The organism is Kitasatospora griseola, assembly GCF_014648555.1.
GTDB lineage: Bacteria > Actinomycetota > Actinomycetes > Streptomycetales > Streptomycetaceae > Kitasatospora > Kitasatospora griseola.
The window spans coordinates 66452-91080 of the sequence record NZ_BMRI01000032.1 but is presented as its reverse complement, the minus strand read 5'-3'; the positions used below and the strand labels follow the sequence as shown (position 1 = coordinate 91080).

Sequence of the window (24629 nt, the reverse complement as noted above, 5' to 3'; positions counted from 1 at the left end):
TCGCGGACCAGCCGCCACGAAGATCACCGCCACCGCATCACAACGCGCAGTTGATCAATTACCCAACACTTTCTCAGCCGCAGTGGCTCCAGCCGCTGGACCAGGTGGTGCCGAGGTAGCTGCCGCCCCAGTCGACGCAGGTGGCGCTCGCGGGGAGGATCACCGGGCCGGCGTAGTAGGTGAAGCTGCCCGGATTCTCGGCGGTGGCGCCGCCCTGGACCTTGAGGGTCGCGTTCATCTGGACCGCCGAGGACGGCTGGGTGGCCAGCGTGACCACGCAGTTGCGGCCGCTCGACGCCTCGTACAGCAGGTAGGCGGTGGCGCCGCCGAGGGAGTGCGAGTCGACCACGCCGAAGCCGCTGCCGCAGACCTGGGTCGGGGTGTACGGGTTGGCCGTGGAGGTGGTGACCGGGGTGATGTAGCCGTCGATGCGGTAGCCGTCGGCGGGGTCCACGGTGCTGGGCACGCTGCCGGTGGTGCGCTGGGCGGCCGGAATGGTGACCGACACGACGGACGAGCTCTTCGCGAAGTCGGCCTCGCTGGTCGCGTTCGGCTTGCCGTTCCAGTCGCCGTTGGCGGTGACCACCGATCCGTCCGCGTTCAGCGCGGTGACGATGGCGACGTGGTGGATGACGGTGCCCGAGCCGCTGCCGGTGCCGTAGATCACCGCGTCACCGGGCTGCGGGACGTACGAGGCGTTGGTGTGCAGGGTGCCGTTGTTCTGGCCGTAGGTGCGGAAGCTGACCGCGGAGGCGTCCAGGCCGGTGACGGCGAGGCCGGAGTTGCGCCAGGCCCAGATCGCGAAGTCGGAGCACCAGTACTCGGGGACCCCGGCCCAGCCGACGCAGCTGTGCTCGAACTGGGAGCCGCCCAGGGTGTTGTAGGTCGGAGTGTAGGCGCAGGTGCCGGCGCTGCGGCCGACGTTGGCGGCGGCCAGCTGGGCGGCGCCGGAGGCCGAGGCGACGACGGCAGGAGCGGCGGCCGGGGCTGCGGCGGTGGTCGCGGCAGGCGCGGCGGCGGCGGTTGTGGCGGGCGCCAGGGCGGTGAGGCCGAGGGCGAGAGCGGCGGTGGCGGCCAGGGCGGCCGTGCGGCGCAGGAATCGGGTGGGTATCACCGTTCTCCTCGTGTGGCGGAAGGCGGTCGCGGACACGGCGGCGACCGCGGGCCACCGCCCGCCGTCACCGCCGGTCCGCATCCTCCGCGTGCGCCGTAGCGTCCGCGTCGCGCCGGACTGCCGGCTCTCTCCGGTTCGCTTCCCGACTCGCTCTTCGGGCCCCGTGGGGATCGGCCCGGCGCCCGGACGCGACCGGGAGGCGGGCCGGTGGATCAGCCCTGCTCGGTGTCCGGGTAGCGGCAGGCCGTCCGCTGGGCGCGGGCGAGCTCGTCCTCGTCGAGTTCGGCGACCGGGAGGGCGCCGGTCGCCGGGAAGGAGACCAGGCGCTGGTCGGTGACGGTGCTGGGCCCGTCGCCGCCGAAGCAGGCGACGGCCACCGTCCGTACCGCGGCCTGCGCGTCGGCGCCGTCCGCGGGCGGACCGGGCTGCCAGGCCACGAGGAATCCGGCCGCGGCGTCCGCCGACATGCCGATCTGCTGCCACTGGGGCGTGGTGCCGCGCCCCCTGGGCAGGTACGCGGCATAGCCGACGATGCCCAAGTGGTCACCGGTGGCGCGGAGTTCGTAGCGACCGGGCTGGTCGGTGCGAGGTGCGACGGCGAGCGCGATCGAGGCGGGCGCGGGCGCCGCGTCGGGACAGTCGACGGGTTGCAGTGCGGCGGGCGGGTTGCCGTGGATCACCGCGGAGGAGACGTAGCCGCCGGTCGAGACACGGAACCAGCGCAGGTCGGGCGAGCCGGAGGTGGTGTCGATCACCACGTCGCCCAGGCAGAAGCCGGTGAGCTGGAGTCGGCAGCCCGCGGGCACCTGGAGGATGACATCGGCGCTGCGGCTGGCTCCGGTGCGCAGCCGGGTGGTGCCGTTGTAGGTGGTGCCGGAGAACAGGGCCGGGGGCGAGTCGGCGGTGGCGACCGGGCAGCCGCCCGGTCCGCCGGAGCCCGGTCCGGCGTTCGTGGCGGACCCGGTCGGCGCCGGGGTGTTCTGGGCCACGTTCCGGCTGCGGCCGACCTCGGTCGCCCGCGCCGCGACCAGCGCCAGGACGGCGGCGAGGACGAGGAGGACGGCCGTGCCGACGGCCGGCCGGCGCGGCGGACGCCGGCCGCTGTGCAGGGTCTCGGTGGGCGGGTGCCCGTGCGGCCGCACCGGCGACAGGGTGGCGACCTCGCTCGCGACCGGAGCCACGGTCGGGGGTACGAGCGGAAGCACGGCCGCGGGCGAGGCCGGTGGCGGTGTCGGCGCCGGTGCAACTCCCGGAGCGCCGGACTCCGTTGCTCCCTCGACGGCCGACTCTTCCTCCCGGGGCTGCTCCTCGGCCTCGGGCTCGACATCCGCCGGTTTCTCCTCGGCCGCGGGTGCGGCTTCCGCCGGCTTCTCCGGGGCCGGCGCAGCGGCGAGGCGGTCGAGGTCGTTCCAGCGCCGCGTCCACTCCTCGACGTCGCCGCCGCAGGCCCCGATGTAGGCCTGGGTCACCTCCAGACTGGGCAGCCGGATGCCGCGGGCCGCGTCACTGAGTGTGGTGGCGGCGAATCCGGCCCGCTGGGCGAGTACGCGGTAGGTGGGATTGCCGGCCTGCTCCCGCACCAGCCGCAGGTCGTGGGCGAAGGCTTGGACCGGCCCGTCGGCGGGATTCACCGGACGCGGTCTGCGGGCCATGAAATCTCCTCACCTGGCAGATCAGCACGCGGGGAATCTCTGAACCGTGTGCACGGGTGAGGGAGGTCCGGGCAGGCGGAGGAGCCGCCCCGCAGGGTGGCATGCGCACGGTCATCATAGCTCTCGCTGATGGTGCGTCAGCTTTGAATCCCGAACGATATGCCGGTGATGCAAACGGTGGTGACGGTCCGTCAACTCCCTTACGGATGGGTATCTTTACCGGGATTCCTGCCAACTCTCGGCCGACGGGCGCCGGGGCGGCGCAGCGGCGGGGCGAGGTCAGGTGGCCGGAAGGGCTCAGGCCAGGCGTGCCGCGGCCAGGGCCAGCGCGCGGTCGAGCGCCGCGTCGGCGTCGCACGGGACGTCGGGCCGGACGCCGGTGCCCTCCCAGTTGGTGCCCGAGACCGGGTTGACCGCGCGGGCGACGGGCACGGAGAGCTCCAGGTTCGGGTGCACCGTCCAGCCCTCGCGCGGGTGCGCGCCGCCCCGGGTGGTCTCGCCGACGATCTCGGCGCGGCCGAGCTGCTGCAGGTCGTAGGCGAGTTCCTCGCCTGCGGAGAAGGTGTTCCCGCTGGTCAGTACGTAGAGCGGCTTGCTGCCGCCGAAGCGGGCGCCGGGGACGAACGGGGGCGTCCAGGACTGCTCGGCCACCTCTCCCTGCCGCGACAGCATGGTGTTGAGGTGGGTGCGGCCGTCGAGCAGGTGGCCGCAGACGAAGGCGACCGTGTCCGGATCGCCGCCGGCGTTGCGGCGCAGGTCCAGGACGAGGGCGCGGGCCGGCGCCACCAGCGAGAGCGCCGCCGCCAGCGGCTGTGCCGCCCAGTCCAGCGGGAACATGTTCGGTGCGATCTCCAGGACCGCGACGCCGTGGTCGAGGAGTTCGACCCGCGGAATCCCGCCCAGGGTCGCGTCGAACTCCCTGCGCATCGCGGCCAGGGCCGCCGCGCCCCGCTCCGGCGGCGCGGGCACCGCGTGGTACTTGAGGGACAGGTGCAGGTCGCCGTTGACCGACCGCAGATCCGTCGTGACCTTTTCGGCCAACTCCTGGGCGGATTCGGTGCGGTAGCAGCCCTCGGCGAGGCGGCGCAGGAGCAGCGCCGCCAACTGCCCGGCCGTGTCGGGGAAGACGTAGTGCTCGGCGACCAGGTCGGCGAGCGACTCGACGACGGCGTCGGTGTCCAGCGTGGGCAGCGTGGGCAGCGCGGTGGTGGAGGTCATGACAGGGAGTAGAACAGTGGCTTGCCAAAGCGTCAAACATGCTTAACGCTTGATCTGATGAACAATCAACCCAGCGGCGACGTCCAGCAGATCATCACCTCAGCGCAGCACACCGCGCTCGCCCATCCCGTGCGCCAGCGCCTGCTCTTCGCGCTGAGCGCCCGGCCGTCGACGATCAGCCGGCTCGCCGCGCAGCTCGGGGTGAACAAGGGCAGCGTCTCCCACCACCTCAGAGTGCTGTGCGAGGCGGGGCTGGTCCAGGAGGCGGGGACGCGACGGGTGCGCGGCGGCACCGAGAAGTACTACCGGCGGACGGCCGAGCGGCTCTTCGTCGCCGAACCACGGGCCGAGGGCACGGCCGCGCTGCTCGGCGCCGTCGCCCAGGAGTTGGAGCGCTCGCCCGTCGAACACGTCCTGACACTGCGTCACATCCGGCTCAGCCCTGCCAGAGCGGCGCGGCTCGCGGAGACGTTGGCCGCACTGGTCGAGGAGACGGAGGAGGACCCGGAGGGCGAGCCGGTGCACGGCCTGCTGGTGACGCTCTACCAGCAGGCCGGGGCGCAGGCGCCGGGCGGCCCGAAGGCCGGCTGACCGGATCCGGCCTGCCCGACCCCGCGGGCGGTGGCTCAGGCGGCCCGCAGCTCCGCGCGGGCCAGCGCCACCACCGACAGCAGCAGCACCGCCGTGCCGAGCAGCGCGGACGGCGTGAGCGGCTCGTCCAGCACCGCGGCGGCGATCACCGTCGCGCTCAGCGGCTCGATCAGCGCCACCACGGATGCGGTGGCGGCGCGGATCACCGCCGCGCCCGCGAAGTACAGCGCGTAGGCGAGGGCGGTCGGCACCGTCGCCAAGTACCCGAGCAGCAGCAGCGTGGACGGCAGCGCGTGCGCCGTCGGCAGCAGGCCCTCGGCGTACCCGAACGGGGCCAGGCAGACCGCGCAGATCGCGAACGACCAGAGCGTGGTGACCGCCGGGTCGTCCGCCGCGCCGGTGCGGGCCCAGTGGCGGGTGGCCACGGTGATGGCCGCGTACCCGGCCGCCGAGGCCAGCGCCCAGGCCAGGCCGCGCGGCTCCACCCCGGCGTCCGCCCCGCCGCCGAGCACCAGCACCGCCAGGCCCAGCAGCGCCCCCGCGATCGCCGACACCCCGGCCCGGCCCAGCCGTTCGCCCATCAGCAGCCGCCCGCCGAGCGCCACCATCACCGGCGCCGAACCCAGCGTCACGACCGTGGCCACGGCCAGGCCCGTGTGCCGGACCGCGAGGAAGTACGCGGCCTGGAACAGCGTCAGTCCCAGGCCGTTGAGCAGGATCCGGACCGGCGCGGGCCCGGACCGTCTGCCGCCGCGGCCCACCCGCACGGCCAGCAGTACCGCGGCGCCGCCGAGCGAGCGCCAGAACGTCAACGCGAGCGGTCCCAGGCCGCTCTGCCGGAACAGCAGCGCGGCCGCCGCGCCGGCGGTGCCCCAGGCGGTCGCGGCGAGTGCGACGTACAGCAGGCCCCGCCGAGCGGGCAGGGCGGTGTGAAGCGAGAACACGGGTGAACTCCCGAAATGCCGTCATGGTCAATGGCCACGGAAGCGGGCAGCCCACACCGTCCCGGGACGCCTGCCGTCAACGGCGGTCTCCGGGCAGTCGTTCGACGATCGGCCGGCCTGCCCGCTCAGACGGCGGGAGGAGGCAGCACACCACGATGCACGCCGACCACTCTACGCACCCTCGCCCGCCCGGCCGCCGAACAGGAGGGGGGACGTCAGATCAGGGGCGGGCGGCCGAGGCGGGTGAGGTGCCAGACGGTGTGCCAGCGCATCGGGCGACGGGGCGGGCAGGAGGTGCGCAGGCCCTCGGCGAAGCCGGCGAACCAGGAGGCGAGACCGGGGAGGGAGCGGGTGCGGACGAGGGTGAGCAGGAGCCAGGTGGCGAGATAGAGCGGGACCAGCGGCGCGGGGAGGCGGCGCTTGGCCAGCCAGACGCGGTTGCGGGCGGTGTAGCGGAAGTAGACGGCATGCCGCGCCGGGGAGGTCTTCGGGTGCTGCAGGACCACCTGCGGGTCGTACTGGATGGTCCAGCCGTCGTCCAGGGCGCGCCACGCGAGGTCGGTCTCCTCGTGGCCGAAGCGGAACTCGCCCGCCCACAGGCCGGTTCGGCGCAGCATCGGCACCGAGAGGGCGTGCCCGCCGCCGAGGAACGCGGTGACCAGGCCGGCCCGCATCGGGTCGGACGCCCGCAGGCGCGGGACGTGGCGGCGCTGGGTCTCGCCGTGCTCGTCCGCGATCCGGAACGCGACGATCCCCAACTGCGGCTCGGCGGCGTACCGTTCGGCGACCCGCCGGAACACGTCGTCGGCGATCAGCAGCCCGTCGTCGTCCAGCTCCACCACCACGTCGACGTCCCCGGCGTCCAGCAGCGCCTGCAGTCCGACGTTGCGCGCTCCCGGGCAGCCCGGGTTGTCGGCGAGCGGCAGCTTCTGCAGCCCCGGCCGGTCGACGTCGGTGAGCGGGCAGGCACTGCCGACCAGCACCACCCGCTGTGCGGGCAGGCCCTGCCGGTCCACCGAGTCCAGCAGGGCGGCGAGTTCACGCGGGCGGTTGCCCATGGTGACGATCACGACGCCGATCCGTGGTGCGCTCATCAGCTGGACTCCGGTGCGGGACGGGCAGGTTCGGCCCCGATGGTAGCCGGTGCCGGAGGGCCGGCCGGCCGTCGAACGCGTCGGCGGTCCGGCCTCCGTGGCACCGTCCGAGGGCAGCTCAGGGGGTCAGGCCGGGTAGGCGTGGGTCTGGGTGGCCTTGACGGCGGCCCAGACGCGAGTGCCGGGGGTGAGGTCGAGGTCGGCCGCGGCGGTGGGGGTGAGGTCGGCGGCGAGGGGGAGCGGGCCGGCGAGGTCGACGCGGAAGCGGTCGCCGTGCAGGTCGAGGCCGGCGACGGTGCAGGGGAACAGGTTGCGGGCGCTGGTCTCGGGGCGGTGGCGGTGCAGGGTGACGGCGTCGGGCGGGAAGGCGACGAACGCGGGGCCGGTCAACTCCTCGTCGGTGGCGAGGACCTGTCCCTCGGGGAGGGTGACGCGGCGGCCGTCCGCGACGCCCTGGTACAGGTTGAGGCCGACCAGGCGGGCGATGTAGTCGGTGCGCGGGCGGCGGGCCACCTCGGCGGGGCGGCCGGTCTGGACGACCCGGCCGGCCTCGATGACGACCAGGCGGTCGGCGAGCACCATCGCGTCCAGCGGGTCGTGCGTGACGAGGACCGCGACGGCCTCGAACTCGGCCAGGTGACGCCGGAGTTCGGCGCGGACGTCGAGCCGGGTGCGGGCGTCGAGCGCGGCCAGCGGCTCGTCGAGCAGGAGCAGGCGGGGGCGGACGGCGAGGGCGCGGGCCAGGGCGACGCGCTGGGCCTGGCCGCCGGAGAGCTTCGCGGGGCGCCGCCCGGCGTGCTCGGCGAGGCCCATCCGCTCCAGCCAGGGCAGGGCCTCGGCGCGGGCGGCGGCGCGGCGAAGTCCCTTGCAGCGCAGGCCGAAAGCGACGTTGTCGAGCGCCGACAGGTGCGGGAAGAGCAGGTAGTCCTGGAAGACCACGCCGATCGGACGCTGCTCGGCGGGACGGAAGAGGCCGTCGGCGGGGGAGTCCAACTGCTCGCCGTACAGCGCGATGTGACCGTCCGTCAGGGGGAGCAGCCCGGCGAGGGCGCGCAGCGCGGTGGACTTGCCGGCGCCGTTCGGGCCGAGCAGTGCGACGACCTCGCCGGGCTGCGCGGAGAGCGCCACGTCGAGGGTGAACGCGCCGCGGCCGACGCGCAGTTCGGCATCCAGAGTGGTCACGGGGTGGACATCCAGCGGTCGCGCAGTCCGGCGAGGACGGCGATGGAGACCGCGAGCAGGATCAGGCTGAGCGCGATGGCCGCCTGCGGGTCGGACTCCATGGCGAGGTACACGGCCAGCGGCATGGTCTGGGTGCGGCCGGGGAAGTTGCCGGCGAAGGTGATGGTCGCGCCGAACTCGCCCAGCGCGCGCGCCCAGGCGAGCACCGCGCCGGCCCCGATGCCGGGGGCGACCAGCGGCAGGGTGACCCGGCGGAACGCGGTCAGCCGGGACGCGCCGAGGGTCGCGGCGGCCTCCTCGTAGCGCGGATCGGCGGCGCGCAGCGCGCCCTCCACGCTGATCACCAGGAACGGCATGGCGACGAAGGTCTCGGCGACGACGACGCCCGCGGTGGTGAACGGGAGGGTGATGCCGGTCGCCGCGTCCAGCCAGCGCCCGACGATTCCGGCCCGGCCGAGCACCAGCAGCAGGGCGACGCCGCCGACCACCGGCGGCAGCACCAGCGGCAGGGTGACCAGGGCGCGCAGCAGCCGGCGGCCGGGGAAGTCGGTGCGGGCCAGCAGCCAGGCCAGCGGGACGCCGAGCAGCAGCGAGACGCCGGTGGCGGCGGTCGCGGAGATCAGCGACAGCCGCAGCGCCTGCCAGACCTCGGGGCCGGTGAGCAGCGCGGGCAGCGCGCTCCACGGGGCGCGGATCAGCAGGCCGAGCAGCGGCAGCACGAGGAAGGCGAGGCCGAGCAGGGCGGGCAGCAGCAGCGCGGCGGGGACGCGGGTGGCCCCCCGGGGCCGCCGCCGGCCCCGGGGGTGTGGTGCGGGAGTGGTTCGGGGAGTGCTCACGGCACCTGGAAGCCGGCCTCGGTGAGCACCCGGCGGGCGTCCATGGAGTTCAGGTAGCCGAGGAACGCGGCGGCGCCGTTGGCGTTGGGCGCCTTGCCGAGGGAGACGACCGGATAGTCGTTGACGGCCTGCGCGGACTCGGGGAACTCCACGCCGTCGATCTTCGCGGCGTCCGCCTTCACGTCGGTCCGGTACACCAACGAGGCGTCCACCTCGCCGAGTTCGACCTTGGTCAGCGCGCCCTTGACGTCCTGCTCGTAGGTGGCCGGGGTGACTTCGACGCCGGCGGCCTTCAGCGCGGTGACGGCGGCGGCGCCGCACGGCACCTCCTTGGCGCACAGCGCGGTCTTCACGCCGCCGAGGTCCTTCAGGCCGCCGATGTGCTTCGGGTTGCCCTTGGCGACGGCGATCTCCAGCGTGTTGCGGACGAACACCCTCGGGTCCTCGCCGGTCAGCTTGGCGTCCGTGACGGTCTTCATGGTGGCGGGGCTGGCCGCGGCGAACACGTCCACGGGCGCGCCGGAGACGATGCTCTGGGCGAGCGCCGAGGAGCCGCCGAAGTTGAAGCTCACCTTGGCGCCCGGGTAGGCGGCCTCGAAGCGCTTGCCGAGCTCGGTGAAGGACTCCTTGAGCGAGGCCGCCGCGAACACCGTCACCGTGCCGTCGACCTTGGGGGCGTTCTGCGCGCCGTTGTTCGACGGCGGGTTGTTGGCGGTGCACGCGGTCAGCGCCGCCGCGAGGGCGAGCACGGCGGTGGCGGCGAGGAGACTTCTGGCGCTGCGCATGGATGGGTTCCCCTGGTCGTGGTGAACGGTCGCGGCACATTGTCGGGGGCCGATCAGCCGATCATAGTGCCGCAGCTGCGGGGCTCAACAGGGCAGTCCCCTCGCATCAGCGACCTTAAGACGAACTTAAGCGCCGCATGTGCCTCAACTCAAGCGACGCTTTAGGCCAGGGCGAAGATCCTCGCCACATCCCGATCGGTCAGGACATACTGACGCATTGTCAGCGAGCCTCCACTGTCCGGAGGTTCGCCCGCCGATGGAGGGGGAACTCCATGACCGCCACCACCCGCGTGCCCGGCCCCGCCGGACTGCCGCTGATCGGCTCGCTGCTCGATCTCCGACGCAGTTCGCTCGCCACCTACCTCGCCGCCCAGCGCGACCACGGCGACGTGCTGCGGATCACGGCCGGCCCGCCCGGGCTGCGCGCCGAGATCTACCTGGTCGCCTCGCCCGAGGGCGTCCAGCAGGTACTGGCCACCGAATCGGCCAACTTCCGCAAGGACAACGTCTTCTACAGCGAGATCAGGGAGAGCTTCGGCAACGGCCTGCTCACCGCCCAGGACGAGGACTACCTGCGCCAGCGCCGCCTGGTCCAGCCGCTGTTCACCCGCCGCCGGGTCGACCAGTACGCGGACGCCATCGGCGTCGAGGCCGAGTCGCTGGTGGAGCGCTGGGCCGCCGCCCCCGACGGGACGGTGGACGCCGCCGAGGAGATGTCCCGGTTCGCGCTGCGCACCGTCGCCCGGATCCTGTTCGGCCAGGACGTCGAACAGGCCGTGGAGACCGTCCACGACGCCTTCCCGGTCCTCGGTGCGTTCGTCCGCTCCCGCGGCTTCTCCCCCGTCCGGCTGCCGCGGGAGTGGCCGCTGCCCGGCCACCGCAAGGCGCTGGAGGCCGAGCGCACCCTGTACGCCGTGTGCGACGGGATCATCGAGCGGCGCGCCGCCGAGGGCGTCACCGAGGAACGGGAGGGGGAGGACCTGCTCGGCCTGCTCGCCAGGGCCCGCGACGAGGACGGCAACCAGCTCGACGCGACCGAGCTGCGCGAACAGGTGCTGATCTTCCTGCTGGCCGGCCACGAGACCACCGCCACCTCGCTGACCTTCGCCCTGCACCTGCTCGGCAAGCACCCCGAGCAGCAGCGCCGGGCCCACCAGGAGGTCGTCGAACTGCTCGCCGACGGCCGCCGCCCGACCGCCGCCGACTACCCGAAACTCCCGTACCTGACCCAGGTGCTCAAGGAAGCGATGCGGCTCTTCCCGGCCGCCCCCTCGATCGGTCGACGGGCCGTCAGGTCCACCGTGGTCGGCGGGGTCGAGATCCCGGGCGGCGCGGACGTGCTGGTCGCCCCGTACGTGACGCACCGCCACCCCGACCACTGGGAGGACCCGGAGCGCTTCGACCCTGACCGGTTCACCCCCGAGCGCGAGGCCGCCCGCCACCGCTACGCCTGGTTCCCGTTCGGCGGCGGCCCGCGTGCCTGCATCGGCCAGCACTTCTCGATGCTGGAGTCGGTGCTCGCACTGGCCGTGCTGCTGCGCGAGTTCGAGATCACCGCCGTCGACCTGGACGTCCCGCTCGGCCAGGGCATCACCCTGGAGGTCCGTGGCCCGGCCCGGGTGAAGCTGACCCGTCGTCAGGAGCTCTAGCGGACAGCGCACCGCCCGCTCCCGGGAATGGAAAGGGGAGCGGGCGGTGCGGGCGGTTCAGGCGGTTCCGGTGGTTCCGGCGGTGGCGTGAGTGATCTTCATCAGGCAGAGCGTGACCGGGTGGGATCCGCTGTCCCGGACGAGCCGGCTGTCGCTGTCGGGGTAGGCGTCGCAGACGTCGTCGGTGGTCGCGGTGGAGCGGCCGACCACCTTGGAGTCCGCGTTCGCGGCGCCGCAGTCGACCACGACGATGAACGTGCGGGCGGAGCCGCCGACCTGGTGCAGGCAGTCGCCGACCTTCACGTTCGCCGGGTCGACGGCGCTGGACGTGGGGGTCGGGTAGGGGCTGAGGTACACCCGGGTCGGGGTGGGGCCGCTGCCCGTGTCGCTCCAGGAGTGGCCGCCGTTCCAGACCAGCGCGGAGATCAGCAGCACCGGCAGCAGCAGGCCGAGGATCTCCACCCGCTTCCACAGCGGACGGCCGACCGGCATCGGGGTGGCCGGTGCGCCCGGCAGCGGCGCGGGCAGTCGGCGGACCTTCGACCAGGCCCCGAGGTTGCTCAGCATGGTGATCGGGTTGATCAGCAGCGAGCCGATGCCCCACCAGCCCTGCCACAGGCTGTTCGAGGTCATCCGGCGCACCGACGCCAGACCGCAGTCGCGGCAGAACGGGCCCCGCAGCTTGAGGAAGCGCATGAGCACGATGAAGCCCTGGTGGCCGCGGACCGTGGCCTCCACGGCCGGGACCGAACCGCAGAAACGGCAGAACGGGCCGTGGAACTGCGGCTCCGGGGCGGCAGCGGTCTCGGCGCCCGGAGCGGCGTACGCGGGAGCGGTCTCGGCACCCGGGGCGGCGAACGCGTCGGCCGGCGGGGGCGGGACGGGATTGGACACGTAGATCCTCGAATTGATGTTCCAACTGGGGAGCACGCGGAGAGTAGCGGGTCCGGCCGACAGCCCGCACCTCGAATAGTCGTCGGCAGCGCGGGGGGACATGCGGCAGGCATAGGCCGCGGGCCCATTCGAGCACATCGCCCCCACAACGCGTGGTGCTTTTCAGATCTTCTGGTGACCATCTCTCAACTCTGGGTAGCGTCCAGCGTCCCCGGATCACAAGAGCCATGGCACCCGGGAGCCCTGAACAACACCAGAGTGGGCGAGCGCCGCCGGGCACTCGCGGGAGGCACCCATGGGATCGACGGACCACTTCAGTTTCGGCTGGCTCACCCCAGTCCTGTCCTACGCGATGGCCTGCGTGGGCGCCGCCCTCGGCCTGCGGTGCACCCTGCGCGCGCTGTCCGCCACCGGCGCCTCCCGCCGCAACTGGCTGCTCACCGCCGCCGCCGCGATCGGCTCCGGCATCTGGACCATGCACTTCGTCGCCATGTTCGGCTTCACCGTGAACGGCACCGAACTGCGCTACGACGTCCCGCTGACGGTGCTCAGCCTGCTGGTCGCCGTCGCGGTGGTCGGCCTCGGCGTCTTCGTCGTCGGCCACGGCCGGCACCGCGGCCGCAGCCTGCTGCTCGGCGGCCTCACCACCGGCGTCGGCGTCGCCGCCATGCACTACCTCGGCATGGCCGCCGTCCGCATCCACGGCGAACTGCACTACCGCTTCGGCACCGTGGCGCTGTCCGTGCTGATCGCCGTCGCCGCCGCCACCGCCGCACTCTGGGCCGCGATCACCATCCGCAACGTGTACGCCGCGGCCGCCGCCTCCCTGGTCATGGGCATCGCCGTCAGCTGCATGCACTACACCGGCATGGCCGCCGTGCACGTCCACATGGAACCCGCCCGCACCGGCCTCGGCGGCGCCACTCCGATGCAGTTCGTCTTCCCGCTGGCCGTCGGACTCGGCTCCTTCCTGTTCCTCACCGCCGCGTTCGTCTCGCTCTCCCCGACCGCCCAGGAGAGCGCCGCCTACCGCGAAGCCGGCGAAATCGCCGTCGAGGAACTCGGCCGCGCCGCCTGACTGCCCGTCACCCCCCGAAAGGCCGCCCCCCATGCGCCCACCCCGAGGCACCTCCCGCAGCGGACCACCCGTCCCCAGCGCACCCCGCGGTCCCGCCCGCGGCCGGCCCCGCGCTCCCCGGCGCGGCGCCCACGCCGGACCGCCCGCCGACGAAACCCCGCTGCCCACCGCCCCGTTCACCCGGACCGACCTGCGTCCGCGCACCGTCCGCGCCCGGATCGTCGCCGTGCTGATGCTCCCCGTGGTCGCGCTGATGGCGCTGTGGTCGTTCGCCGCCGTCAGCACCGCGGGCGACGTCTCGGACCTGCTGCGGATCAAGGACGTCGACGCCGCCCTGCGCGCCCCCCTCGACCGCACCGTCACCGCCCTGCAGGCCGAACGCGCCGCCGCCGGACAGCTCCTCGCCACCACCGGCCCCGACGCCGCCCGGGACGGCGAACTGCGCGCCGCCGCCCAGAACACCGACCGCGCCGCCGCCCCGCTCAGCCTCGCCCCCGGCTACAACCGCGCCGACGCCGAAGGCCTCGGCGGCGAACCCGCCGGCCGCCTCGACACCCTCATCCGCTCCCTCGCCGGCCTCCCCGTGCTGCGCCTGCAGATCCTCGGCCACGGCGTCCGCTGGGACGACGCCTACAGCGCCTACACCGCCGCCGTCGACCACGCCCTCGCGGTGGCCGGCTCGCTCACCGCGCTGCAGGACCACCGGGTCGCCGCCGACGCCCGCGCGCTGCTCGAATTCGCCCGCTCCCGCGAACAACTCGCCCGCGAGGACGCCCTGTTGCGCGCCGCCGCCCGGGCCGGCCGACTCTCCGACGGCCAGTACCGCGCCGTCCTGCAGGCCGGCTACGCCCGCACCCAGTTCGAACAGGCCTCCGCACCCGACCTGCGCCCCGCCGACCGTACCGCGCTGGCCGCCGTCACCACTGGCCCCGACTACCAGGAACTGCGCCGCTACGAGGAAGCCGCGCTCGCCGCCGACGACCCTGCCGCCGCCCTCGCCGCCGTCCCCGCCGACCGCTGGAACACGGTCGCCGCCACCACCGCCCACGACCTCGCCGCCGTCGAACAGCAGGCCGGACAGACCGCCGCCGAACGCTCCGACCCGTACGCCCTGGGCCTGTTCACCACCTCCGGCGCCACCGTGCTGCTCGGCCTGCTCGCCGTCCTCGCCGCCCTGCTGATCTCCGTCCAGGTCGGCCGCGGCCTGGTCGCCGAACTGCACGCCCTGCGCAACACCGCACTCGAACTCGCCGGACGCAAACTCCCCGCCACCATGCGGCGGTTGAGGTCCGGCGCGGAGGTCGACGTGGACGCCGAGGCGCCGCTGCGGGAACACGGCGGCGACGAGATCGGCCAGGTCCACCGGGCCCTCGACAGCGTGCAGCGGGCCGCCGTCACCGCCGCCGTCGAACGCGCCGAGGTGCTCTCCGGCGTCTCCGGCGTCTTCGTCAACCTGGCCCGTCGCAGCCAGGTCCTGGTGCACCGTCAACTCACCCTGCTGGACGCGATGGAACGCCGCACCGAGGACCCCGCCGAACTCGACGACCTGTTCCGGCTCGACCACCTCACCACCCGGATGCGCCGCCACGCCGAAGGCCTGATCATCCTCTCCGGCGCCGCCCCCGGCCGGGCCTGGCGCAAACCCGTCTCGCTCACCGACGTGGTCCGCGCCGCCGTCGCCGAGGTCGAGGAGTACGCCCGGGTCGACGTCCACCGCCTCCCGCCCGCCGCCGTCACCGGCCCGGCCGTCGCCGACCTCACCCACCTGATGGCCGAACTCGTCGAGAACGCCACCGGGTTCTCGCCCCCGCACACCAAGGTTCACATCCGCGGCGAACAGGTCGGCACCGGCTACGTGGTGGAGATCGAGGACCGCGGCCTCGGCATGGGCGCCGAAGCCCTCGCCGACGCCAACCGGCGGATCGCCGCCAGCGACCAGGTCGACCTGTTCGACAGCGACCGGCTCGGCCTGTTCGTGGTCAGCCGACTCGCCAAGCGCCACGGCGTCAAAGTCGCCCTCCGCCCGTCCGCGTACGGCGGCACCACCGCCGTCGTGCTGCTGCCGACCGACCTGCTCGACCTGCGGGCCGCCGAGCCGGAACAGCTTGACAGCCATGTCGAACCCGCCTACCCCGAACGGCCGTTGACCCTGCCGCCGCCGCCGTCCGGTCGGGCCACTGCCACCGCCACCGCGCTCGCCGAACCGCCCGCGGCGCAGCTCCCGCCCGCGCCGCAGCTCCCGGCCGTGCCGTCGCTCGCGCTTCCCGCCGACGGCGACGACCAACTCCCGCGCCGGGTACGGCAGGCCAGCCTCGCGCCGCAACTGCGCGAAGCGCCCGCACCGGTCCGGCCCGGGCTGCGCCCCGCCGCGCCCGCCGAACGCGACCCGGAGCAGGCCCGTACCGCGATGGCCGCGTTCCAGCGCGGCTGGGCCCGCGGCAGCGCCCCCGACCCGCACCCCCTGGACCGAGGAGACCTCGACCGATGATCGGCACCGCCCAGCACAGCGGCGAACTCAACTGGCTGCTCGACGAGTTGATCACCCGCACCGCGCACGTCAAGTTCGCCGTGGTGCTCTCCGCCGACGGCCTGTCGATGGGCAACTCCAGCGGCCTGGCCCGCGAGGACACCGAGCACCTGGCCGCCGTCGCCTCCGGCTTCCACAGCCTCGCCAAGGGCGCGGGCCGGCACTTCGACGCCGGCCAAGTCCGGCAGACCATGGTCGAGTTGGAGCGCGGCTTCCTGTTCGTCGCGGCCGCCGGCCAGTCGTCCTGCCTGGCGGTCTTCGCCGGACCCGACGCCGATCTCGGCCTGGTCGCCTACGAGATGGCCCGCCTGGTGCGCCGGGTCGGCGAACACCTGCACGCCGCCCCGCGCGGCCACCGGCAGGGGTGAGCCCGTTGGCCTACCCGCCGCGCCGCTACCTGCCCGGCTCCCCGTTCGGCTACCCGCCGCCGCCCGAGCGCCCCGTCCAGTGGTACGACGAGGCCGCCGGGCCGATGGTCCGCCCGTACGCGCTCACCAAGGGCCGCACCCGTCCCGGCCAGCCCTTCGACCTGATCGCCCTGGTGGTCACCGACGTCCCCGACCCCGCTGTTCTGCCGATCGGCCCCGAACAGGCCGCCATCCTGCACCTGTGCCTGGGCAACGCGCTGTCCGTCGCCGAGATCGCCGCCGACCTCGACCTGCCGCTCGGCGTGGTCCGGGTCCTGCTCGGTGACCTCCTCGACGCCGAACTCGTCCGGGTCAGCCGCCCCGTCCCACCGGCCCTGCTCCCGCACGAGCACATCCTCCAGGAGGTCATCCATGGACTTCGCGCGCTCTGACACCGACCTCGCCCTGAAGATCCTGGTGGCCGGCGGCTTCGGGGTCGGCAAGACCACCCTGGTCGGCGCCGTCAGCGAGATCAAACCCCTGCGCACCGAAGAGCAGTTGACGGCGGCCGGCACCCACGTCGACGACCTCGGCGGGGTCGAACGCAAGACCACCACCACCGTCGCCATGGACTTCGGCCGGATCACCATCCGCGAGGGCCTGTCTGTCTACCTGTTCGGCACCCCCGGCCAGGACCGCTTCTGGTTCCTCTGGGACGAACTCGCCCAGGGCGCGCTCGGCGCCGTCGTCCTCGCCGACACCCGCCGCCTCACCGACTGCTTCCCCGCCGTCGACTTCTTCGAGCACCGCGGCATCCCGTTCGTGGTCGCCGTCAACCACTTCGACGGCACCCGCGCGTTCGCGCCCGAGGAGGTCTCCCGGGCCCTCGACCTCGACTGCGAGACCCCCGTGGTGCTGTGCGACGCGCGGGAGCGGGGCTCGGGAAAGACCGTGCTGATCAACCTCGTTGAGCACGCCGGGAAGGTGCACGCGGCCAGAGTCCTGGCACGGGCCGGGAGTTGACCGCGGGGGCGCATCGTCGGCGCCGCCCCCGGATCGGTTCGAATCGCGGGGACCGATGCGCGGGGAGAACCTGGACGAGGGGCACAGCCAGACGTAACCAGCAGTAACCAGGAGGACGGCATGACCACGGCCAAGGACATCATGCATCCGGGTGCCCACTGGATCACCAAGAGCGACACACTCCTGCACGCCGCCCAGCTGATGCGCCAGTTGAACGTGGGCGCGCTGCCGGTCGGCGACGAGGCGCACAGTGAACGGCTGTGCGGGATCATCACCGACCGGGACATCGTCGTGAAGTGCGTCTCGGAGGGGCTCAGCCCGGCCGAGTGCACGGCGTCCGACATCATCGAGGGCACCCCGCGCTGGGTCGACGCGGACGCGGGCGTCGACGACGTCCTGCGCGAGATGGAGAGCCACCGCATCCGCCGACTCCCCGTGATCGAGAACAAGCGGATGGTCGGCATGATCAGCGAGGCCGACCTGGCCCGGCACCTCCCCGAGCACCAGCTCGCCGAGTTCGCCGAGCACATCTACGCGGCGAACCCGGTGTAGCGGGCACGTCGGTCAGCCGGCGGTGGGGGCGCCCGCGACGCGGCGCTCGCCGCCGTTGCGCTGCTGCCACAGGCGGTAGACGTCGACCGCGTCCTCGCGTTCCTGGTGGCGCATCGGCAGTCGGCGCTCCTGCCACGGCTTGGCGAACTCCTCGTAGAACGAGTTCAGTTCGAAGTACTTGCGGTCGTCGACGTAGTGCGGCTCGTACGCGTCGCGGGTGGTCAGGAAGACGACCTCGTCCGGCGAGCAGTAGTACAGCGAGCCGAGGCACATCGGGCACGGGTGGGCCAGCACGTAGACGGTGGCGCCGGTCAGGTGCTCGGTGCCGAGCTTCGTGCACGCGTCGCGGACGGCGAGGATCTCCGCGTGGGCGGTGGGGTCTCCGGTCTGGGCCACCTTGTTGGGGCTCTCGGCGAGGATCTCGCCGTCCTTGACGATGACGGTGGCGAACGGCCGCCCGCCGTCGAGGACGTTCTGGCGGGCGATGTCGATGGTGCGCTGGGCGAAGTCCACGGTGGCTCCTGGCAGTTGGGGGCGGGGCGGGCCGGTCGGTGCGGTCCGCCCCGTTGGCGTCCTCGTCGACTCAGAAGGGCTTGGCGGGGAGGTACTTGCCGTCGAGAGTGATGACGGCGCGCTCGCCGCCGTCGGGGTCGGCGACCTTCTTGACGTCGAGCCTGAAGTTGATGGCGGAGATGATGCCGTCGCCGAACTGCTCGTGGACCAGGGCCTTGAGGGTGGTGCCGTAGACCTGGAGCATCTCGTAGAAGCGGTACATCGTCGGGTCGGTGGGGATGCGGTCGGGCATCGAGCCGCGGACCGGGACGGTCTGCAGCAACCGGGTGTCGTCCTCGTCGAGGCCGAGGAGCGCGGCGACGGCCTCGGCGGAGTCCTGGGGGAGCGGGTGCTGGCCGAGGACGGCGGCGGTGGTGAAGGCGACCGAGAGGCCGGAGGCGTCGGCGATCTGCTGCCAGGAGAGGTCCTTGCGGGCCTTGGCGTCGACGGCCTTGGCGGCCAGGGCCTCGCGGGCGGTCCGGTTGAACTGGGACTGGATCATGGTGGCTCGGTTCCTTCGGTCAGGCCGCGATCGCGGCGGAGGTGCGGTCGTCGGACGCGGCACGGTCGGGCGGGGTGAGGTTGGACGCGGTGCGGTCGGACGTGGTGCGGTTGGACGCGGTGCGGTCGGACGTGGCGCGGTCGGACGCGGTGAGGTCGTCGATGCGGCCGGTCGGGATGTCGTAGACCCAGCCGTGCAGGGCGACCTTGTGCTCGTTCAGCGCGCGGGCCACCGAGGGGTGCGTGGCGAGGTTGGCGAGCTGGGCGAGGACGTTCTCGCGGACCAGCGCCGGGACGTCGCCGTCGGCGGCGGTGCGGGCCAGTGAGGAGTCCGCGTGGCGCAGCCAGGAGGCGACAGCGGGGGCGCCGGTGAGGTCGTGACCCTCGGCGAGGGCGGTCATCGCGCCGCAGGCGGAGTGGCCGCAGACGATGATGTCCCGCACGTTCAGGGCCGCCACCGCGTACTCGATGCTGGCGGCGATGCCGTCGGCCCCGGGGGTGTGGGCGGGGACGAGGTTGCCCGCGGTGCGGACGACGAACAGGTCGCCGGGTTCGGTGCCGGTGATCAGCTCGGGCACCACGCGGGCGTCGGAGCAGCTGATGAACAGCGTGTCCGGGGTGTGGTGCGTGGCCAGGTGGGCGAAGAGTTCCTTCTTGGCCGGGAAGACGTCGCGCTGGAAACGGGCGACGCCGTCGGTGATGTCCTGCATGGTCACTCCCTTCGAGTGCGGGCCGGCCCCGGTGGGCTGGTGAGATCCACCATGCATGACCTGCGGCCATAGCGTCCAAGAGTCATTGGCCATGGTCTCCATTGGTCGCATCTATAGTTCTGTCCATGGCCTCCGTCGAACTGCGTCACCTGCGCTACCTGCTCGCCGTCGCCGAGCAGGGGAACTTCACCCGCGCCGCCGAGGACCTGCACATCTCGCAGCCCACGCTCTCCCAGCAGATCAAGCAGCTGGAGAAGACCGTCGGCGTCCAACTGCTCGACCGCACCGGCCGCACCGTGCAGCTCACCGACGCCGGCGTCGTCTACACCGAACACGCCCGGCGCGCGCTGCGCGACCTGGCCGCCGCCGAACGCGCCGTCCACGACGTCCAGGACCTCACCCGCGGCCACCTGCGCCTCGGCGTCACCCCCACGTTCACCGCCTACCTGATCGGCCCGCTCACCGCCGACCTGCACACCCGCCACCCCGGCGTCGGCCTCACGCTCACCGAGACCACCCAGGACCGCATCGAAACCGCCCTGCTCGCCGACGACCTCGACCTCGGCATCGCCTTCGCCGGCACCCACCTCCCCGGCCTGTCGGGCACCGCCCTGTTCACCGAGACCCTCAGCCTGGTGACCGGCGCCGAACGCGCCCGGACCATGCCCGACCCGCTACCCGTCGCCGCCCTCCAGCGCGAACAACTCGCCCTCCTCACCGGCGACTTCGCCACCCGCGGTCACATCGACGAATACTTCGCACAGCATCGGACCACGCCCCGCATCTCGGTCGAGGCCAACTCCATCCAGGCCCTCACCGAGATCGTCCGCCGCACCGACCTGGCCACCGTCCTCCCCGACGCCGTCACCGACGACCACCCCCACCTCGCCCCCGTCCCCCTCGACCCACCCCTGCCGACCCGCACCGTGACCCTGCTCCACCGCGAGGGCGCCTACCGCAGCGCAGCAAGCCGGGCGTTCACACGGCTGACCCACGACCTGGTGCGGGCACGGGGGTACGCGCCGGTGGGGTGAAGGGGCTGGTGGGGGCGTCAGTTGAGGCCCTGGACCCGGGGCGGGGCCTGGCCGTCCTGCAGCAGGAGTGCCGAGGCAGCCAGCTACGAACGCAAGTGGGAGGCCAGCGGCCAGGATGTCAGCGGCTGGGCCTCCACGGCCTCGGCGATGGCCGTCATCAGGTCGGCATCGGACGTCGGCGGCGGGGCCACCCGCAGCACGCGGAGCTCGGCGCCGGACACCGCCACCCGGTCGACGGTGACGTCGAAGGACTCGACCAGCTTCGCGGCCGATCGGTCGTGCTCGGCGAGGATAGGGCCCAGCGACTCGTGCCCCAGGACGCGGTAGTGCTGAAGGGCCTGGACGCCGAGCGCCTCGAAGGCCGCGTGGCCGGGCCGGTCCCAGGCGACGACAGCTGCGCGGGTCGAGGTGTCGAGGGCCGCCATGGTCCGGTAGAGCAGCCCGGCCACCGCGTGCCGGGAATGGATGCCAGCCCGTTCCACCCGGTGCGGGCGGGTGCGGGCAGCGCCGCTACCTGGAGCGTAACGGCCAACTCGCCCGCACCGCCCGGGGATCGGGGTATCCGGAGGTCGTCCGCCCGAGGGTGGTCGCAGCGCCCGGGCGCCCGGTCGGGGCGGACGATCCGGAGGTGGGCCGGCGATGGCGAACGACGTGCGGCGGACGGCGAAGCGGTTGGTCAAGGCGGCGCTCTTCGGCGCGGTGCGGGCGGCCGCGGGGGCCGGCGGCACTGCGTTGGCGGTGTGGTGGCTCCAGCGGCGGTGACGGTCCGTCAGGACGTGGTGGGCGGAAGTGCGTGGACGGTGTTCGGGGCGGGTGGGCTAGCATGGCCGGCATGTTCCTCCTCCGTGACTAGGACCCCGCGCGGCGACCGCCCACCACGATCGGTGGCGCGGCGCCTTCGGCGTTCCTGTTCACCTTTCCGGCGCGTTGTGCGCCGTCTTTCGCGAGGAACTTCACGATGTCTTCGTCGTCCTACGGGGCTGTTCTGCGCGCGCCCGGCGCGGCCCGACTGTTCGGTGCGGCCCTGATCGGCCGCCTCTCCTACGGCACCGTCTCGCTCTCCCTGCTGCTGGCCGTCGCCGCCACCACCGGCTCGTACGCGCGGGCCGGTTGGGTGATGGCGGTGTTCTCCACCGTCAGCGTCCTGCTGTTCCCGGCCCGGGCGGGGCTGGTCGATCGGCACGGTGCGCGTCGCGTGCTGCCGCCGATGGCGGCCGGGTACGCGCTGACGCTGGTCGGGTTGGCCGCAGCCACCTGGCGGTCCGGTGTGCCGTTTCCCGTGCTGCTGGTGCTGGCCGCGGTGGCGGGAGTGTTCGCCCCGCCGCTCGGGCCCGTCACTCGGGCGCAGTGGAGCCGGCTGGTGACCGATCCCGAACTGCGCCGCCGTGCCTACAGCTTGGACACGGTGGCCGAGGAACTCCTGTACGTCACGGGCCCGTTGCTGGCGGGCGCCCTCGCGTCGGTGGCCCGTCCGGCGGTCGGCCTGCTGCTCAGCGCGGTGCTCGTCCTCGGTGGGACGGTCGCGCTTGCGGTCTCGGTGCCGCGTGAAGCCGCCAGGAACAACTCCGCAGAAGAGGCGGCGAGTTCGAGCACCAAGGGCCTGCTGTCCCGGGCCCGGCAGCCGCTGGCGGCTGCCGCAGGCGCGGGGGCGGGGCTCGGTGCGTTCGGCCTGCTGGCCGTGGTGTTCGCGGGCCGGCACGGGCGGGACGCGGACGTCGCCTGGGTGGAGGCCGCGCTCGCCGCGGGCAGCGCGGTCGGCGGGTTGGCGCTGGGCGCCGTCAACTGGCGTGCGGCGGCCGGGAATCGGCTCACCGTGCTGACCGCCGTGCTCGGCGCCGCGCTCGCCCTGGCGGCGCTCGCCCCGTCCCTCCCCGTGCTGGCCGTGATCGCCGCATTCGCCGGACTGGCCGTCGCTCCGACCCTCACCACCGCCTACCTGCTCACCGACGAGATCGCCCCGCCCGAGCAGCGCACCCGGGCCGGTGCCTGGGTCAACACGGCCTTCAATGCGGGCGGTTCGGCGTCCACGGCGCTGGTCGGTCTGCTCACCGAGCGCCTCCCGCTGTCGGTCTGCCTGCTCCTCGCCGCCGTCCCGGTGCTGGCCGCCCTCGCCGCCGCCCCGTCCTGGCGGAGGACGGTCGACGCGGGCCGCGGGGTGCTGACGGAGGGCTGAGTCGGCGGCCCGGCACGGCGGTAGCGGGTGCTGACAGTCTGACGGTCCGTCAGGCTATCCGGCGGCGACGCAGCATCCGCTCCGCCACGGCCAGGTTGATCATCCAGGACGCCCACGCGCCGGAGGCGTACACCACCCCGAAGGGCAGGCCGGTCAGGCCGACGACGAACAGCCACAGGCGGAAGGTGACGGCGGCGAACATCAGCGCGTAGGAGCGGAGCATCCAGCGTCGGTGCTCGGCGATCCGCCCGGCCCTGGCCCGGGCGACGCCGAGCGCCGTGGTGGTGAGAGTGAGCAGGTCGAGGGCGGCGAAGCCCAACGGGGAGAACGGCGGGAACAGGGCCCGCGGCGCGATCAGCAGGCCGCCGATGCCCATCGCGAGGGCGGCGAGCGCGTAGAGGCGGCCGGTCCAGCGGTGCACAGCGGGGCGGCGGGCGCGCAGGCCGGGCAGGAACTGGGGGAGGCCGACGACCAGGGCGACGATGCCGCCACCGATGTGCAGGAGCAGCGGGGCGAGATGGGCGAGGTAGACGGTGCGCTGCTCGGGGACGAAGGTGTCGGGGTCGAGGGTGAAGTAGCGGGCGGAGACCGCGGCGACCAGCAGCGCCAGGGTCGGGACGGCGATCCGGCCGGCCCGTCGCAGGGCCCCCCGCTTCCGTCCGGCGGTGGGGATCGGCGGCGCGGCGGGGTGATGGAGTGTCATGCCGAGGACGCTACGGAGCGGCCCCGGTCGGCGGCGTCCCCCCGCTGGGGGCAGCGGGGTACCCCAGCGAGGGTAGGGTGGGCCGCCGTACCCCAGGGGAACCCCGGTATCTCCCCGGACAGACGTGCGAACACGGCCGGTCGGTGGCTAGCCTCACCAGGTGACCGACACCGGACCTCGCACCAGGTATCCCGCCGGCTCCGCCGAACCCCGGATCGCAGCGGTCCTGCGGACCCTGTGGCCCCTGCCGCCCGCGCTCAACGACGCGGGGCCCGCCGCCGTCCTGCTGGTGGCGATGCTGGTCGAACGGCTCGGATCGGCGGCCCGGATCGGCGGGCGGATGCCGCTCGCGCTCACCCTGACGCTGCTGCTCGCGGCGGCGGTCGTGGTCCGCCGCCGGGCGCCGCTGGCCGCGTACCTGGTGGGGACAGTCGCGCTCACCGTCGAGTCGCAGCTCGTGCTGCCGAGCGTGGTCTCGCCGTACGCCAACCTGCTCGGCGCGTACGCGCTGGGACGGTACGGCGGACGGGGCCGGGCCGGGTACGGGCCGGTGATCGTGCCGGTCGGCGTGGCGGGCTACTTCCTGGGGCACCAGACCTCGACTATCATGCCGATCGGCGTGCTGGCGGTCTGGTTGGCGGCCTGGGCGCTCGGTTGGGGCACCGCGCACCGGCTCGCCGAGCAGGCCGTCGAACGGCGGCAGGCCCGCGAGGAGTTGCTGGCCGAGGAACGCGCCCGGATCGCCCGCGAGGTGCACGACCTGGTCGGGCACTCGCTCACCCTGATGCTCGTCCAGGCGGGCGCCGCCCGCCGGCTGATCGACCGCACCCCCGAACGCAGCCGCGACCTGCTCCGCGCACTCGAACACACCGGTGCCGACGCGCTCGGCGAACTCGACCGGGTACTGGGCCTGTTGCGCCGCACCGAACCCCAACTCGCCGACGGCGCACCGCGCACCGAACCCGGCCTCGCCGAACTCCCCGTCCTGATCGGACGGATGGAACACGCCGGACTGCACATCACGCTCCGCCACGACGCCCCGCCCCTGCCCCCGGAGCAGGACCGCTGCGCGTACCGGGTGGTCCAGGAGGCACTGACCAACACCCTGCGCCACTCCGGCGCCGAGCACGCCACCGTCCACATCCTCGCCACCCCCGACACCACCGCGATCGAGATCCGCGACGACGGCGCCGGGCCACCGCCCGGCCACCGCCCCGGCCGCGGCCTCACCGGCATCGCCGAACGCGCCGCCCGCCTGCACGGCACCGCCGAGCACGGCCCCGGCCCCGACGGCGGCTTCCGCGTCCTCCTCACCCTCCCGTCGACCGGAACACCCGCATGAGCGCCCCCCGCCCCGTCCGGGTGCTGATCGCCGACGACGACCCGCTGCTCCGCGCCGGACTCGCCGTCGTCCTGGAGACCGCCGACGGCATCGAAGTGGCCGGCCAGGCCGCGGACGGGCTGCGCACC

The 24629-nt window shown here is 73.7% G+C and carries 25 protein-coding genes and 1 pseudogene; 12 read left to right on the top strand and 14 right to left on the bottom strand.

Annotated features, from left to right (window positions below):
• Positions 1-73 precede the first annotated feature (73 nt).
• From IEZ12_RS29610 to IEZ12_RS29600, 3 genes are all read right to left on the bottom strand, one after another.
• Complete coding sequence (locus IEZ12_RS29610; RefSeq protein WP_189276254.1) at positions 74-1114, bottom strand: CHAP domain-containing protein; 1041 nt, start codon at positions 1112-1114, stop codon at positions 74-76.
• 212 nt (positions 1115-1326) lie between these two features.
• Entirely contained in the window at positions 1327-2766 is a 1440-nt protein-coding gene (locus tag IEZ12_RS39330) for a helix-turn-helix domain-containing protein (protein ID WP_229848269.1), read from the bottom strand.
• 297 nt (positions 2767-3063) lie between these two features.
• Positions 3064-3984: a S41 family peptidase gene (locus IEZ12_RS29600; RefSeq protein WP_189276252.1), complete on the bottom strand. Its 921-nt coding sequence runs from the start codon at positions 3982-3984 to the stop codon at positions 3064-3066.
• A gap of 57 nt (positions 3985-4041) precedes the next feature.
• On the opposite strand from IEZ12_RS29600, the gene IEZ12_RS29595 reads away from it, so the two are divergent.
• A complete protein-coding gene (locus IEZ12_RS29595; protein WP_189276250.1) occupies positions 4042-4575 on the top strand; it encodes an ArsR/SmtB family transcription factor in 534 nt (177 codons plus the stop codon).
• Positions 4576-4610: 35 nt separating this feature from the next.
• On the opposite strand, the gene IEZ12_RS29590 is transcribed toward IEZ12_RS29595, so the two are convergent.
• The 5 genes from IEZ12_RS29590 to modA all read right to left on the bottom strand — a co-directional run bounded on the left by IEZ12_RS29590 (position 4611) and on the right by modA (position 9416).
• Positions 4611-5519, bottom strand: coding sequence for a DMT family transporter (locus IEZ12_RS29590; protein WP_229848267.1), 909 nt, complete (start codon positions 5517-5519; stop codon positions 4611-4613).
• A 215-nt stretch (positions 5520-5734) separates the two neighbouring features.
• Positions 5735-6613 carry a glycosyltransferase family 2 protein gene (locus IEZ12_RS29585; protein WP_189276249.1) on the bottom strand — a complete coding sequence of 293 codons (879 nt, stop codon included), beginning with the start codon at positions 6611-6613 and terminating at the stop codon, positions 5735-5737.
• A gap of 126 nt (positions 6614-6739) precedes the next feature.
• Positions 6740-7795, bottom strand: coding sequence for an ABC transporter ATP-binding protein (locus tag IEZ12_RS29580; protein ID WP_308431091.1), 1056 nt, complete (start codon positions 7793-7795; stop codon positions 6740-6742).
• On the bottom strand, positions 7792-8631 hold the full coding sequence (locus IEZ12_RS29575) for an ABC transporter permease (protein WP_189276247.1): 840 nt from the start codon (positions 8629-8631) through the stop codon (positions 7792-7794). The genes IEZ12_RS29580 and IEZ12_RS29575 overlap by 4 nt, the downstream gene beginning before the upstream one ends.
• Positions 8628-9416: a molybdate ABC transporter substrate-binding protein gene (gene modA / locus IEZ12_RS29570; protein WP_189276245.1), complete on the bottom strand. Its 789-nt coding sequence runs from the start codon at positions 9414-9416 to the stop codon at positions 8628-8630. Before modA ends, IEZ12_RS29575 begins: the two co-directional genes overlap by 4 nt.
• Positions 9417-9688: 272 nt before the next feature.
• Between modA and IEZ12_RS29565 the strand changes: the two genes are divergently transcribed.
• The gene (locus IEZ12_RS29565; protein ID WP_189276244.1) at positions 9689-11065 is read left to right on the top strand and encodes a cytochrome P450; all 1377 of its coding nucleotides are present in this window, start codon (positions 9689-9691) and stop codon (positions 11063-11065) included.
• Positions 11066-11122: 57 nt separating this feature from the next.
• Here the strand turns inward: IEZ12_RS29565 and IEZ12_RS29560 are convergent, their stop codons facing one another.
• Positions 11123-11959, bottom strand: coding sequence for an LppU/SCO3897 family protein (locus IEZ12_RS29560; RefSeq protein ID WP_189276242.1), 837 nt, complete (start codon positions 11957-11959; stop codon positions 11123-11125).
• A 295-nt stretch (positions 11960-12254) separates the two neighbouring features.
• On the opposite strand from IEZ12_RS29560, the gene IEZ12_RS29555 reads away from it, so the two are divergent.
• The 6 genes from IEZ12_RS29555 (at position 12255) to IEZ12_RS29530 (ending at position 17486) form a co-directional block, all read left to right on the top strand.
• Positions 12255-13037 (top strand): MHYT domain-containing protein, encoded by a 783-nt coding sequence (locus IEZ12_RS29555; RefSeq protein ID WP_189276240.1) that lies wholly within the window; start codon positions 12255-12257, stop codon positions 13035-13037.
• 31 nt (positions 13038-13068) lie between these two features.
• Positions 13069-15525: a sensor histidine kinase gene (locus IEZ12_RS29550; protein WP_189276238.1), complete on the top strand. Its 2457-nt coding sequence runs from the start codon at positions 13069-13071 to the stop codon at positions 15523-15525.
• On the top strand, positions 15522-15932 hold the full coding sequence (locus tag IEZ12_RS29545; RefSeq protein ID WP_043911070.1) for a roadblock/LC7 domain-containing protein: 411 nt from the start codon (positions 15522-15524) through the stop codon (positions 15930-15932). Before IEZ12_RS29550 ends, IEZ12_RS29545 begins: the two co-directional genes overlap by 4 nt.
• A 104-nt stretch (positions 15933-16036) precedes the next feature.
• Positions 16037-16363, top strand: a complete 327-nt coding sequence (locus IEZ12_RS29540; RefSeq protein ID WP_229848276.1) for a DUF742 domain-containing protein — start codon at positions 16037-16039, stop codon at positions 16361-16363.
• On the top strand, positions 16344-16934 hold the full coding sequence (locus tag IEZ12_RS29535; protein WP_189276236.1) for a GTP-binding protein: 591 nt from the start codon (positions 16344-16346) through the stop codon (positions 16932-16934). The genes IEZ12_RS29540 and IEZ12_RS29535 overlap by 20 nt, the downstream gene beginning before the upstream one ends.
• Positions 16935-17054: 120 nt before the next feature.
• Complete coding sequence (locus IEZ12_RS29530) at positions 17055-17486, top strand: CBS domain-containing protein (protein ID WP_189276234.1); 432 nt, start codon at positions 17055-17057, stop codon at positions 17484-17486.
• 12 nt (positions 17487-17498) lie between these two features.
• Here IEZ12_RS29530 and IEZ12_RS29525 read toward each other — a convergent pair whose 3' ends face one another.
• The 3 genes and pseudogenes from IEZ12_RS29525 to IEZ12_RS29515 form a co-directional block, all read right to left on the bottom strand.
• Complete coding sequence (locus tag IEZ12_RS29525) at positions 17499-17999, bottom strand: nucleoside deaminase (protein ID WP_189276233.1); 501 nt, start codon at positions 17997-17999, stop codon at positions 17499-17501.
• Between the two features lie 70 nt (positions 18000-18069).
• Positions 18070-18540 carry a cyanase gene (cynS, locus tag IEZ12_RS29520; protein WP_189276231.1) on the bottom strand — a complete coding sequence of 157 codons (471 nt, stop codon included), beginning with the start codon at positions 18538-18540 and terminating at the stop codon, positions 18070-18072.
• A 145-nt stretch (positions 18541-18685) separates the two neighbouring features.
• Positions 18686-19249: pseudogene (locus IEZ12_RS29515) on the bottom strand (carbonic anhydrase); the annotation flags it as partial.
• A gap of 125 nt (positions 19250-19374) precedes the next feature.
• Between IEZ12_RS29515 and cynR the strand changes: the two are divergent.
• Complete coding sequence (gene cynR / locus IEZ12_RS29510) at positions 19375-20283, top strand: transcriptional regulator CynR (protein ID WP_189276228.1); 909 nt, start codon at positions 19375-19377, stop codon at positions 20281-20283.
• 83 nt (positions 20284-20366) lie between these two features.
• Here cynR and IEZ12_RS29505 read toward each other — a convergent pair whose 3' ends face one another.
• A complete protein-coding gene (locus tag IEZ12_RS29505) occupies positions 20367-20732 on the bottom strand; it encodes a hypothetical protein (RefSeq protein WP_189276226.1) in 366 nt (121 codons plus the stop codon).
• A gap of 190 nt (positions 20733-20922) precedes the next feature.
• On the opposite strand from IEZ12_RS29505, the gene IEZ12_RS40185 reads away from it, so the two are divergent.
• On the top strand, positions 20923-21045 hold the full coding sequence (locus tag IEZ12_RS40185; protein ID WP_268250279.1) for a hypothetical protein: 123 nt from the start codon (positions 20923-20925) through the stop codon (positions 21043-21045).
• Between the two features lie 196 nt (positions 21046-21241).
• Positions 21242-22456, top strand: coding sequence for an MFS transporter (locus tag IEZ12_RS29500; protein WP_189276224.1), 1215 nt, complete (start codon positions 21242-21244; stop codon positions 22454-22456).
• 49 nt (positions 22457-22505) lie between these two features.
• Here the strand turns inward: IEZ12_RS29500 and IEZ12_RS29495 are convergent, their stop codons facing one another.
• Positions 22506-23159 carry a DUF2306 domain-containing protein gene (locus IEZ12_RS29495; RefSeq protein WP_189276222.1) on the bottom strand — a complete coding sequence of 218 codons (654 nt, stop codon included), beginning with the start codon at positions 23157-23159 and terminating at the stop codon, positions 22506-22508.
• Between the two features lie 160 nt (positions 23160-23319).
• On the opposite strand from IEZ12_RS29495, the gene IEZ12_RS29490 reads away from it, so the two are divergent.
• Entirely contained in the window at positions 23320-24501 is a 1182-nt protein-coding gene (locus tag IEZ12_RS29490; RefSeq protein WP_189276219.1) for a sensor histidine kinase, read from the top strand.
• The last annotated feature ends 128 nt before the right edge of the window (positions 24502-24629 follow it).